Below are 13245 nucleotides of genomic sequence, written 5' to 3'. Positions count from 1 at the left end.
ACATATATACGGAATTGGTAGAATAAAAAATAATATGAATGCTCTGTATACATGACAAACAGAACATTTAGGAAAAGGAAGTGTAAAATGAAACAAATCGTACTTTCAATTTTAGTAGAAAATACACCGGGTGTATTAAGTCGTGTTGCAGGATTGTTTACACGTCGTGGATATAACATTGACAGCATTACTGCAAGTCCGACACAGAATGAAAAATTTACACGAATGACGATTGCAGTCAGTGGAGACGACCGTATTTTGATGCAGATTAAAAATCAGCTATCAAAACTTGAAGATGTCGTAAAAATTTGTGAACTGCAGGAAAAAGAGTCTGTTTGCCGTGAATTAATTCTAATTAAAGTTCGTGCTTCAAAATCAGAAAAATCAGAAGTTCTTTCTATTGCTGATATTTTTCGAGCAAAAGTTGTAGATGTTGCAAAAGATAGCATGATGATGGAACTTACTGGAAATTTAAATAAAATTGAAGCATTTGTAAATCTATTAAAAGATTTTGAAATTCTGGAACTTGTGAGAACTGGTCTTACAGGATTATCCAGAGGAGAAGATACAGAAGTATCATTCAAATTGTAAGTAGCAAAAGTTGTAACTTTTGTTTACTATAAAGCCAAAAAATGGAGGAAAAGTAAAATGGCAAAGATTTATTATCAAGAAGACTGTAACTTATCACTGTTAGATGGAAAAACCATCGCTATTATCGGTTATGGAAGCCAGGGACATGCTCATGCCCTTAACTTAAAAGAATCTGGATGTGACGTAATTATTGGTCTTTATGAAGGAAGCAAATCATGGAAGAAAGCTGAAGATCAGGGATTTAAAGTATACACTTCTGCAGAAGCAGCAAAGAAAGCTGATATTATCATGATCCTGATCAACGATGAAAAACAGGCTAAATTATACAAAGAATCTATCGAACCAAATCTGGAAGCTGGAAATATGTTAATGTTCGCTCATGGTTTCAATATCCATTTTGGATGCATCACACCTCCAAAAGATGTCGATGTAACTATGATTGCTCCAAAAGCACCAGGACATACTGTAAGAAGTGAATACCAGGCTGGAAAAGGAACTCCTTGCTTAGTAGCAGTAGAACAGGATGCAACAGGAAAAGCTTTAGACCTTGCACTGGCATATTCTCTTGGAATTGGTGGAGCAAGAGCTGGTGTTCTTGAAACAACATTCAGAACAGAAACAGAAACAGACTTATTCGGTGAACAGGCAGTACTTTGCGGTGGTGTTTGTGCATTAATGCAGGCTGGTTTCGAAACATTAGTAGAAGCTGGATATGATCCAAGAAACGCTTACTTTGAATGTATCCATGAAATGAAACTGATTGTAGACTTAATTTACCAGTCAGGATTCGAAGGAATGAGATATTCTATCTCTAACACAGCTGAATATGGTGATTACATCACAGGACCAAAGATTGTTACAGCTGAAACAAAGAAAGCTATGAAACAGATCCTTTCTGATATCCAGGATGGAACATTTGCAAAAGACTTCTTATTAGACATGTCTGACGCAGGATCTCAGGTTCATTTCAAAGCTATGAGAAAATTAGCTTCTGAACATCAGTCTGAAATCATCGGAAAAGAAATCCGTAGCTTATATAGCTGGAGCAATGAAGATAAATTAATCAACAACTAAGATTGAGTTATCAAATATAAACTGTAAAAAGATCAGAAGTTTTTCTTTCTGATCTTTTTCTTTTTTCAGGAGGATTTATGAAATTTGTTATTCAGAGAGTTAAAAATGCATCTGTAAAAGTAGATGGTGCATACACAGGAAAAATTCAAAAAGGATTTCTTGTGTTCATCGGTATCGGACAGGAAGATACCGAAGAAATAGCAGAGAAATATATAAAAAAAATGATTAATCTGCGTATTTTTGAAGATGAAAATGGAAAAACAAACCTTTCCTTGAAAGATGTTTCAGGTGAGTTATTGTTAGTATCTCAATTCACACTATATGCAAGCTGTAAAAAAGGAAATAGACCAAGTTTTGCACAGGCTGGGGCTCCACAAAAGGCAGAACAATTATATGAATATATTATTAAACAATGCAAAAATCACTTGAATGTTGTGGAGACTGGTATCTTTGGCGCACATATGGAGGTATCACTTGTAAATGATGGCCCATTTACCATTGTTCTTGAGAATCTTTAATGGTAAAATAGAGATAGTTAGTTATAATTATTCCTAAAAATAAATCAAAAGAAAGGACGATGAAACATGGAATTTGGAGAAGGACTGAAAAAAATATTTTTAGCAGGCGTTGGAGCTGTTGCCACAACAGCAGAAACAACAAAAGACATTGTTGATAAACTTGTTGAAAAAGGGGAACTTACAGTAGAGCAAGGAAAAGTATTTAATGAAGAATTAAAGAATAATGCGAAAAAGAAAATGCAAGAACGTGCGAACGTAAAATCAGCAAAAAACTTTGAAAGTGCATATTCTTCTGTTGAAAGTATGTCAGATGAAGAACTTGAAAAATTAAAAGCTCATATTGAAGAAGTTGCAAATGCAAAAGCAGAAGATGAGGAAGCAGATGTAGAAGAAGATATCTTTGACGAACAAGAAACTGAAGAATAGGAAATCACTATGAAACAGGACGGAAAAGAAACAGCCGAAAGACGTTTAAAAGAGATTTTAAAAGTTTTGAAATGTCATCATGTCACAAAAGGAATTGATCCAAAGAAACTTTGTGATATTTTAGAAGATCTTGGAGCAACTTATGTAAAACTCGGACAAATTATGTCTATGCGATCTGATATCTTGCCTGAAAAATATTGTAAAGAACTTGCAAGGCTTCGAACAGATGTCAAACCATTACCATTTGATACCATTCGTTATATCATTGAGCAAGAGACTAGGTGTCCTATTTCATCACTTTTTAAATCCATCGACAAGGAACCACTTGGATCAGCATCTATTGCTCAAGTACATAAGGCAGTCCTGAAAAATGGTGAAGAAGTTGTATTAAAAATCCAGAGGCCTGGAATCAAAGAAACGATGGCAGATGACATTGCATTGATGAAAAAAGCCTCTGGATTTTTGAATTTTGCAACAGGGATCGGAGACTTGATTGATTTTCGAAGTGTAATCGATGAACTTTGGAAAATTTCAAAAGAAGAAATGGATTTCTTAAAAGAAGCAGATCATTTAGAATTATTTTATAAAAATCAGGAAAAAATTCGTTATATCAGCTGTCCCAAAGTTTATAAAAAGCATTCCACTCGTAAACTTCTTGTCATGAGCTATGTTAAAGGCATTAAAATTGATCAGATAGAGACTTTGGAACAGCTTGGTTATGATATGCTGGAGATTGGGAAAAAAGCAGCGGAAAATTACTGTAAACAAATTCTGGAGGATGGATTTTTTCATGCAGATCCTCATCCTGGAAATTTATGGATTTCTGGAGGGACCATTGTATGGTTAGATCTTGGAATGGCTGGATATCTTTCCGATCATTACAAAGCAATTTTGAAACGTGCAATTTCGGCTATTTTAAAAAATGATATTTACGAACTAAAAAATGCTTTCCTTTCTTTCGGAAATCCAACAGAAAAGATTAATCATGCACAATTATATACAGACCTTGATGATCTTGTGGGCCGATATATGAATATGGACTTTGGAAGTATGAATCTTGGTGAATTGATGGAAGATGGGTTAGATCTTTTAAAGACACATAAGATTGCAGTTGCTCCTGATATTACACTTTTGGCAAGAAGTATGATTACAATGGAAGGGACTTTAAAAATATGTTCGCCCAAAGTTAATATGGTAGAAATTTTGACGACGCATATGTCTCAGATTTTGATGAACGAGTTTGATCTCAAAAAAGAACTTCGACATAATTTTAGAGCAATTTACAGTTCTTCAAAGAAGTCTCTGGAAATACCAGCGCAGCTTTCTGATTTGCTTAATATAACAAAAAACGGACAAATTCGAATCAACATTGAGTCATCAGAAACAACTGAATGGAAGAAACAAATCCAAGATCATGTTAATCAAATGATTATAACATGCTTAGTTGCTGTTTTTTGGTTAACATCTGCAATTTTATGTCTTTGTGATCTTCCCAAAGCAATTTTTCATCTCCCTTGGCTTTCTTTTTTTGGATTTTTCATTGGAGGTATTTTCGTTTTATATTTGTTGATTCATATGTTATTAGTGAAAAGAAGGTCGAAGAAAAAATAAGAAAATCAAGTATAATCACTTGTATAAAAAGACTTAAAATTGTATGATAAAAATAGGAAGAAAAAAGGAGGTTCATTTATGGATATGGAGAAAATTTATTTAACAATGAAGCGCACCGGAGCTGGAAATATTGCTTTGGGTGTTGTAACAATTTGTGCCGGAATTACTGCAGGAATTATGATGATTGTAACCGGAGCTAATCTTTTAAAAAAGAAAAACGACATTAGTTTTTAAATGAAATGTATTTTAAGAAAAGAGTCATTATATGATAAAATCCTAAATATTAGCAAAAAAGATTTTATCATATAATGACTAATTTTTTATTGAAAAAAATAGAAAGATAGAAGTATTTTAATCTATACGCAAAATACTAATTTAAATTATAGATTGGTCTAGAAAGAGAGAAATCAGTCTAAAAGACGATTTCTCTCTTTCTCTACAATTGTTGTTACTCCTTTATTTTATATGATAAAACTTCCAATATGATAAACGATAAAAGTTACAATCCATGCAGTCATCAACTGAAAAAATGCTGTAAAGATCATCCATTTTGTACTATTAGATTCCCTTCGGATCGTTGCTAATGTAGCAACACACGGAATATATAATAAACAAAAGACCATTAAACAAAATGCATTTAATGGATGGAATCCATCGTTTTTTAATATTGTTGTCAAAGATTGCATTCCAATTGTCGAATTAATGTTCGATATGCTGAATAATACAGCAAAACTTGATACAACCACTTCTTTTGCCGAAATTCCCGCAATTAGAGCAACTGCAATTTGCCATAATCCCAGTCCAATTGGCGCAAAGAAAGGAACTAAAAATTTACCAATATTGGCTCCGAAACTGTTTGCCATTTGTGTTGTATATCCATGAGTACCAAAATTTAAAATAAACCACATGAAGATAGATGCTACAAATATTGTAGTACCAGCTTTTGTTAGATAATCTTTCACTTTTTCCCATACATAAATAAAAATAGTTCTTGCGCTTGGTGCTTTATATTCTGGTAACTCAATTAATAAGTAGTTTGGATTCGTTTTTTTATCAATAAGATGTATGATCCCTGCAATAAAAATTGCAACAGCTAAACCTATAAGATACATAGAGTAAGCAACGATCATTGCATGTCTTTGAAAAAACATTTCTGAAAATAAAATATAAATAGGTAATCTGGCACTACAGCTCATAAATGGTGTAACCAGCATTACTTTCAATCGATCTCTTTTATTTTCAAGGGCTCTAGATGCCATAATTGCAGGTACCGAACATCCAAAGCCTAAAATCATTGGAATAAATGCACGCCCGGATAATCCGAGTCTGCTCATAATTCCTTCCATTAAATACGCAACCCTTGCCATGTAACCACTATCTTCTAAAAAGGCAAGGGCAAGAAATAAGATAAAAATATTTGGAAGAAAAGTAAGAATTCCACCAACTCCTGCAATGACACCATTTACAATTAGCGATTGCATCATTTGATTTACATGTAAAAGAACGAGCTCTTGTTGGATAACTTTTGAAAATGCTTCTATCCATATTTCAAAATAACCTTTGATCCAATCTCCAATAATAAACGTTAAAGCAAATACGATTGCCATAATTCCAAGAAAAATTGGAACTCCAAAAATACGATGCGTTAAAAAATAATCTACTTTTTCTGTAAATGCCTCTTGACGATTTTTATTGACAACTACTTCTTCTATAATTTCTTGAATAAAGTCATATTTTTCATTGATAATATCAGATTCATAGTTACGATCTAAAACATCCGGAAGATCTACCGGATAGGTTTCTATAATTTCTTTGTCTCGCTCTAATTGTTTTAGAGCTAACCATCGGTAATTATCAAGTCCTGGATATCTTTTTTTCATATAATCTATGATCCTGTCAATCTTATCTTCAATCATGTCAGAATAAACCATAGCATAATCCTTGTGATGATTATGCTTATGATGTGATAAAGAATTTTTCTTATGTTCATGAATCAATTGATCTGGTTTTTTTGCATTTTTATGATGAATTGCTGCATGTAATAAAATGTCTAAGCCAGTTTTCTTTCTTGCTGATACCGGAATAACAGGAATTCCAAGCATTTCTGGAAGTCTATGTGTATCGATTTCCATTCCACGTTTTAAAACAACATCCATCATATTTAATGCTAGAATGACTGGTTTTCCAAGTTCTAATAATTGAAGCGTCAAATACAAATTTCGTTCTAAGGAAGAGGCATCTGCAACATCCACAATTACATCAACCTCATCACTAAGAATAAATTGTCTGGATACTTGTTCTTCCATAGTATAAGATGTCAGGCTGTAAGTACCAGGAAGATCTACTAAACGAATCTTTGTATCATGAGACTGAATAGAACCCTCCATGCGCTCAACAGTAACGCCTGGCCAGTTTGCTACCTTTAAATTTGCACCAGTGTAGGCATTAAACAAAGTTGTTTTTCCACAATTTGGATTTCCAATAAATCCGATAGTTAAATCTTCTTTTCTCATCCCGCACACCTCACCTGAATATTATTTGTAATATTTTTTCCTAATGCGAAACGAGTTCCTCGAATTTTCACAATCATAATTCCTTGATGTTTCCTGTTTAAAACGGAAACAACAGTTCCATATGTCATTCCAAGGGCTTCCAGACGTTTTTCAATATTCAATGGAAGATTGAAAGAGATAACCGTGTAATCATGCCCGATACTTCCTTGTTTTAATTTCATCATTTGTTCCACTTTTATTCTTTCTCCTTTTGTTATTTTCTGTTTTTTATTATAACAGAAAATAACAAATTATCGATAATTTTTCTCAATAAGATTGATTTTTTGTTTGATATTCATTATAGATGCTTAAATTTTCTTTAAGTATCTATAATGAATACAAAAATAATTATTCAATTATAATGAATTATTTAAGAATATTCCGTTAATTATATTTTATACAAAGAAATAGGGCTATTGCATCTGCAATAGCCCTATAAAAGTAAAAAAATTTTATTTTTCTTCTTCTTTTTCTACTTTACGATTTTCTCTTGTTGCAATTTCCTGTTTAATAGAAGCAAGGAAATCATCCAATTTTATCTGTCCCTCATCGCCTTTAAATCGGCTTCTTACAGATACAGCTTCGTTTTCTTCTTCTTTTCCACCGACAACTAACATGTATGGAATTTTCTGAAGCTGTGCTTCACGAATCTTATATCCCATTTTTTCTGCTCTTCCGTCGATTTCTGCACGAATACCTGCTGCCTTTAATGCTTCCAGTACTTTATTTCCATATTCCATATGTTTATCAGAAATTGGAATAACTTCTACCTGCACTGGTGCAAGCCATGTTGGGAATGCTCCGGCAAAATGTTCGATCAAAATACCAATAAAACGTTCAATAGAACCAAATGCTACACGGTGAATCATGATTGGACGATGTTTTTCACCATCTGCTCCGGTATAATGTAGATCAAATCTTAGTGGAAGCTGGAAATCAAGCTGAATTGTTCCACACTGCCATGTTCTTCCAATAGAATCTTCCAGATGGAAATCAATTTTTGGTCCGTAGAATGCTCCATCTCCTTCATTTACAACATAGTCAAGACCAAGATCATCAAGAGCTCCTCTTAAGGAATCTGTTGCAAGTTCCCAATCTTCATCACTTCCCATACTGTCATCTGGACGTGTAGAAAGTTCTACATGGTATTTAAATCCAAATAAACTATATACTTGATCAATGAGTCCGGCAACACCTTTGATTTCGTCTCTGATCTGTTCTGGTGTCATGAAAATATGAGCATCATCCTGTGTAAAGCAACGAACACGCATTAAACCATGAAGCTGACCAGATTTTTCATGACGATGAACAAGACCAAGTTCACCCATACGCAGTGGCAGGTCTCTGTAAGAACGTGGTTCTGATTCATATACCAAAACACCACCTGGACAGTTCATTGGTTTGATTGCAAAATCCTGATCATCGATAACAGTTGTATACATGTTTTCTTTATAATGATCCCAATGACCAGATGTTTCCCATAAATGACGACTTAACATGATTGGTGTAGAAATTTCAACATATCCTGCCTTTTCATGAATCTCACGCCAGTAATCAAGCAATGTGTTTTTCAGTACCATACCTTTTGGAAGAAAGAATGGGAATCCAGGTCCTTCTTCTCTCATCATAAACAGACCAAGTTCTTTTCCGAGTTTTCTATGGTCACGTTTTTTTGCTTCTTCCATCATAGTAAGGTAAGCATCTAATTCTGCTTTCTTTGTAAATGCAGTACCATAAATACGAGTAAGCATCTGATTATGCTCATCTCCACGCCAATAAGCACCTGCAATGCTAGTTAATTTAAATGCTTTGACTGGTTTTGTTGTCATCAAATGAGGTCCAGCACATAAATCAACAAATTCTCCCTGCTGATAAAAACTGATAATAGAATCTTCTGGAAGATCTTCAATCAATTCAACCTTATAAGGTTCATTACGTTCCTTCATAAAAGCAATTGCTTCTTCTCTTGGTTTTGTAAAGCTTGTAATTTCCAGATTTTCTTTCACGATCTTTTTCATTTCTTTTTCAATTTTTTCTAGATCGTCCTGTGTAAATGGTGTATCCTTTTCCATATCATAGTAGAAACCATTATCAATAGAAGGTCCAATTGCTAATTTTGTTTCTGGATATAAACGTTTTACTGCCTGAGCCAGAATATGAGAAGCTGTATGACGAAAGGCATGCTTTCCTTCATCAGAATCAAAAGTTAAAATATTTAACTGACAGTCATGGTCAATTACAGTTCTTAAATCAACAACCTCACCGTCAACTTCTCCAACACATGCAACTCTTGCAAGTCCTTCACTAATATCTTTTGCAATATCAATGACTGACATGCTGTTTTCATACTCTTTTACAGATCCATCTTTTAATGTAATCTTCATTTGTTTTCTTCCTTTCTTTATTTAAAAAATTGAAGAGCATTCTTTATTCTATAGAAACAAAATTTCTTATAAATAAAAAAGCCCATGGATTAAAAAATCCATGGGACGAGTTATCGCGGTTCCACCCTGGTTATTTGTCTTGATCAATCATAGACAAATCACTTATGACAGTTAACGATGTCAACCGGACTGGTTTACAGCCACTCAGAGGTGGTCTTCCTTCGCTTCGATACTTAAGATGCTCACAGCATACACATCTCTCTCTGAAAGCCTTTCACGAAGTACTCTTCTCTTCAACGCTTTTTCTTATTTCTTGTGTATTATAGCACTGCTTTCGTATAAAATCAATGCTATCTATTAAAAATTTATTTTTTATTTTGAATAAATTTAATAGAAGAATCTTTTTTATATACATAGGAATCTCTATATTTACCATATTGTTTCGCATTTAAATACCCAAGAGTTTTTACTATTTTTCCATCCACTTTTATGATGGATTGTTTCCAATGATCGTTTTTATGATTATTATAATATTCATAACGATAAAGTTTACCACCTTTTATACAGAGAAATAATCCATAATCTGATCCTCCATTTTCAAGATATGTCTGTCCATTTTTATGAGATAACATCAAATACCTTGCGCCATCCTTAAAATCTCCCACTTTTACAACTTTTCCATTTTTATAATAGTAAAGATTGCAAGTAGTAAAATGTTTGCTTCCTTTCTTATCCTTATCTTCTCCACCAGTACCAATTAAAAGTACGGGTTTATTTTTTTCTCCGATTTTAACAATACTATAATATTTTTTCTTACTTACCTTTTTCTTTAAAAAGTTTTTATAAGCTTTTGTCATTGTTGAAGAAGAAGGTGCAGTCGCTTTTTTAGAAACAATCACAGGTGATGAAGGAGAAGCTTTCACATTTTCTCCAGTAAATGGCATACCTGCTGCGCAAACAGTTGCTAATAAAAATGCTGCTGCCGTTGCTTTTTTTAATTTTTTCTCAATTTGTTTTTTGTGACATAAAAATTTTTTTGTCATTTAGATCATCCTTTCTGAAATTTAAATTTTTAATAATTTTGTACATTACATGAAAAATTTACAATATGGGCATCATTTTTTTCATGATTGGAGAAAATCATCTTCGCATTATTTGTTTTACTCTTGTACACTCCTTTGTTTTAATATTTCTGCATTTGACTAATGGTTGTTACAGTTTCTTTTATGCTACTTGTTACAACATCGTTAGAAACCGCAAATAAAGTAGTATAATTACAGCAAAAGACTAATAATAAAATAATTAACATTACTAAATATCGCTGATTTTGCATATATTTTATAATAATTCCTCGCCTCCTTTCTTATATTTATTATAACGATTATAAAAATAGAAACCTGACATTATTTTTTATATAAACTTTCTGCTATTCTTTTTAACATTTTTTTAGAATATTTTTGATTTGTTGTCACAATTATATGATGATATATATTATCATCCCATTGAATCCAACAGCTGTTATTTTTTTCTTTTTCATAATAGAATGCAATAAACCCATAAACAGTTGTTTTCCTTTTTTTACTATATTCTCCGTCTGTAGCAATACTAGCGTTTTTAATAATTCTTACCCTGATATATTGAATATATTTCTTTTCTTTATAATTCCATTCAACATAAAAATTATGCTTATTTTTTTTACATCAGATTGTTTAAATTGTTTTGGAACTCCTTTTGGGATGTTTCTTACAACTTTTGGATATTTTATGTTATTTGGACTTTTTACAGAGTTTTTATAAACTTTCACATCCATTTTGCTATCGCTAAGAAATGATATGAAATATTCCCATGAATCGAATCCGAAAATGGCAGCACTAACTTTGCTTGTAGCAGTCAGACCAAAGATTAGAAGAGTTACGATAGCCACTCGTTTGACTGCATAACCAAGATGTAAATTTGTTCCAAAATATTTTTCGGTCCAGAAAATTTTCTTTTGCTTTCGCCTATATCGTCTGGAATATGTATGTTGATATCCAGGCATATCTTTTTCGTGAATGAAAGACATTTCTTTTTCTACATAATTTGTAAGCAAATCCTTTATTTCTTTCTCATCATCTATTTTTTCACTCTCATCAATTATTTTCATATAACTCCTTTCTCAATATTTTTCTTCCTCTGGATAAACGTTTCATTACAGTATTCTCTTTAATTCCGAGGATATCTGCTACTTCTTTTCCGGAAAATCCATGAACATAATGCAAAAGAAGGACATCACTGTATGTTTTAGGAATGTTTCGAAGTAATTGATTAATTTCTGAAGAATCGATAGAATCATCTTTTGTTACAAAATATGGAGAATTTTCATATTCTTCTAACATTACTTGGCTATCATATCGTTTTTTATTTTTACGGTAATGATCAATTGAAGTTCTTTCAACAAGAATAACAAGAAAACTTTTTGTCTTCGGACTGTCAATATGATCGATCTTGTCCATATGTCGAATAATCTTCTCCCATGATTCTAATACAGCATCTTCTGCATCTTGATGGTGATTTAAAATATGGTATGCTACAACATACATTAATTTTTGATATTTTTCATAAAGTTGTTCTACTTTTCGCTTTTTTGCCGCAGTATCTACGGTTTCCATGATCATGTAAAGCACTTTTTCTTATCCCCCTACCTCTATATAATATATAACGACACAAAGGATAAAATCCTGACATTTTTTTACAAAATTTTTAATTTATTGTGTTGCAACACTAACAATTCTTTTCTTGATCTTTCCGAAAGATCGTTTTACAATAGAAATCAGACAATATAAAAGAGCAATGAAAGATGGTGAATTTATGAAAAGATCCAATGGGGAAGGAAGTATTACTATATTAAAAGGAAAAAATCGAAAAAAAAGAAATTGGGCAAGAGTTTTTGATGGCTATATTTATGATGAAAAGAAAGATAAATTAATACCAAAGCAGAAAAGTCTTGGTGTTTTCCGAACAAAGGGAGAGGCGCAAAAAGCAATTGATGAATATTTTACAAATCCTTATCAGTTTTTAAATCGTAATATGACTCTAGATGAAGCATTCCAAACTTATTATGATACGGTATATGAGACTAGTCCTTCTTATGCAAAAGATTTAAAATACAAATGGAGATATTGTGATCAAATCAAAAACTTGAAAATTTCTGAAACACTATCCGTTCATATGAAACGTTTCCTCGAAGGAGAACCTTATTATATAGATCCATCCAGCGGCAAGAAAAAAGTTGCTTCTCCAAATACAATCTTGCGAATCAAATCGTTATTAAATCAAATTTTTGATCTTGCTATTTCAGAAAGTGTCATTACTGTAAATCAAGCAAGAAATTTTAAAACGCCAAAAGAAGCTGCAAGAAAATATGAACGGAGCAAAAAACACCATATTCCATTTTCCATTGATGAACAGCTGACACTTAAAGAAAACTTAGATTATCCATTTGTTGATATGATCTATATTCAGATTTTTATGGGATGGCGTCCGGATGAATTGGTAGAAATTCTGCTGGAAGATGTTTATTTGGAGGATCAATATATCATTGGCGGTAAAAAAACAGACAGTGGTTATCGAAGGATCGTTCCGATTCATCCAGAGATTATGGAATATATAAAAAACTATTATGAAGAAGCACAAAAAATTGGCAGCAGATTTCTATTCAATGACATTTATATGAAACGTCATTCTACAAGTAAACAAAACTTGAGTTATTCTAACTATCGTTATCGATTTCAAAAAGTCATAAAAGCTCTAAATCTAAATGAAGCACATACACCTCATGATGCAAGAGTGACATTTGCTACGATTGCAAAAATATCAGGTATGGATGCTTTTGCTGTTAAAAAATTCATGGGTCATTCTTTGAAAAATGATATTACTGAGGAAAGTTATACAGCACCTAATTTTTCCTGGTTTCAAAATCAGATGGAAAAATTTCAATATGCTAGTGGAAAATAAAAAGAAAATGATGTTTGAAAAGCCGAGACAAGTATATGAAAAAAATACTTGTATTCGGCTTTTTATAATGCTATACTTTAGAAAAATAATAAATAT

14 protein-coding genes and 1 other annotated feature are annotated in these 13245 nt (G+C 32.4%); of the genes, 7 read left to right on the top strand and 7 right to left on the bottom strand.

Annotation, left to right across the window (positions count from 1 at the left end; translation table 11 throughout):
- Positions 1–87: 87 nt before the first annotated feature.
- From ilvN to KQI71_RS05565, 6 genes are all read left to right on the top strand, one after another.
- Positions 88–591, top strand: coding sequence for an acetolactate synthase small subunit (ilvN, locus tag KQI71_RS05590; protein WP_216434892.1), 504 nt, complete (start codon positions 88–90; stop codon positions 589–591).
- Positions 592–648: 57 nt separating this feature from the next.
- Entirely contained in the window at positions 649–1665 is a 1017-nt protein-coding gene (ilvC, locus tag KQI71_RS05585; RefSeq protein ID WP_216434890.1) for a ketol-acid reductoisomerase, read from the top strand.
- A gap of 77 nt (positions 1666–1742) precedes the next feature.
- Positions 1743–2183 carry a D-aminoacyl-tRNA deacylase gene (gene dtd, locus KQI71_RS05580; protein ID WP_216434888.1) on the top strand — a complete coding sequence of 147 codons (441 nt, stop codon included), beginning with the start codon at positions 1743–1745 and terminating at the stop codon, positions 2181–2183.
- 66 nt (positions 2184–2249) lie between these two features.
- Positions 2250–2609, top strand: a complete 360-nt coding sequence (locus tag KQI71_RS05575) for a phasin family protein (RefSeq protein ID WP_216434886.1) — start codon at positions 2250–2252, stop codon at positions 2607–2609.
- A 9-nt stretch (positions 2610–2618) separates the two neighbouring features.
- Positions 2619–4220 (top strand): ABC1 kinase family protein, encoded by a 1602-nt coding sequence (locus KQI71_RS05570; RefSeq protein WP_216434884.1) that lies wholly within the window; start codon positions 2619–2621, stop codon positions 4218–4220.
- Between the two features lie 78 nt (positions 4221–4298).
- Positions 4299–4454: a hypothetical protein gene (locus tag KQI71_RS05565; protein WP_216434882.1), complete on the top strand. Its 156-nt coding sequence runs from the start codon at positions 4299–4301 to the stop codon at positions 4452–4454.
- 227 nt (positions 4455–4681) lie between these two features.
- Here the strand turns inward: KQI71_RS05565 and feoB are convergent, their stop codons facing one another.
- The 7 genes from feoB to KQI71_RS05530 all read right to left on the bottom strand — a co-directional run bounded on the left by feoB (position 4682) and on the right by KQI71_RS05530 (position 11810).
- On the bottom strand, positions 4682–6733 hold the full coding sequence (gene feoB / locus KQI71_RS05560; protein WP_216434880.1) for a ferrous iron transport protein B: 2052 nt from the start codon (positions 6731–6733) through the stop codon (positions 4682–4684).
- Positions 6730–6957 (bottom strand): FeoA domain-containing protein, encoded by a 228-nt coding sequence (locus tag KQI71_RS05555; protein ID WP_330655316.1) that lies wholly within the window; start codon positions 6955–6957, stop codon positions 6730–6732. Before KQI71_RS05555 ends, feoB begins: the two co-directional genes overlap by 4 nt.
- 267 nt (positions 6958–7224) lie before the next feature.
- Positions 7225–9156, bottom strand: a complete 1932-nt coding sequence (gene thrS, locus KQI71_RS05550; protein WP_216434878.1) for a threonine--tRNA ligase — start codon at positions 9154–9156, stop codon at positions 7225–7227.
- Positions 9157–9254: 98 nt separating this feature from the next.
- Positions 9255–9462: a binding site (T-box leader), on the bottom strand.
- A 59-nt stretch (positions 9463–9521) separates the two neighbouring features.
- Positions 9522–10199 (bottom strand): hypothetical protein, encoded by a 678-nt coding sequence (locus tag KQI71_RS05545; RefSeq protein ID WP_216434875.1) that lies wholly within the window; start codon positions 10197–10199, stop codon positions 9522–9524.
- A gap of 360 nt (positions 10200–10559) precedes the next feature.
- A complete protein-coding gene (locus KQI71_RS13085; protein WP_442859891.1) occupies positions 10560–10799 on the bottom strand; it encodes a DUF4367 domain-containing protein in 240 nt (79 codons plus the stop codon).
- The gene (locus KQI71_RS05535) at positions 10781–11299 is read right to left on the bottom strand and encodes a hypothetical protein (protein ID WP_216434873.1); all 519 of its coding nucleotides are present in this window, start codon (positions 11297–11299) and stop codon (positions 10781–10783) included. The genes KQI71_RS13085 and KQI71_RS05535 overlap by 19 nt, the downstream gene beginning before the upstream one ends.
- Positions 11286–11810 carry an RNA polymerase sigma factor gene (locus KQI71_RS05530; protein ID WP_253287957.1) on the bottom strand — a complete coding sequence of 175 codons (525 nt, stop codon included), beginning with the start codon at positions 11808–11810 and terminating at the stop codon, positions 11286–11288. Before KQI71_RS05530 ends, KQI71_RS05535 begins: the two co-directional genes overlap by 14 nt.
- 193 nt (positions 11811–12003) lie before the next feature.
- Here KQI71_RS05530 and KQI71_RS05525 point away from each other — a divergent pair, with 193 nt between their 5' ends.
- Positions 12004–13149 (top strand): tyrosine-type recombinase/integrase, encoded by a 1146-nt coding sequence (locus KQI71_RS05525; protein WP_216434869.1) that lies wholly within the window; start codon positions 12004–12006, stop codon positions 13147–13149.
- The last annotated feature ends 96 nt before the right edge of the window (positions 13150–13245 follow it).

It is taken from the genome of Anaerostipes sp. MSJ-23 (assembly GCF_018918155.1).
Lineage (GTDB): Bacteria > Bacillota > Clostridia > Lachnospirales > Lachnospiraceae > Anaerostipes.
The sequence above is the reverse complement of the archived record's forward strand: the minus strand, read 5'-3'. Positions and strand labels throughout refer to the sequence as shown.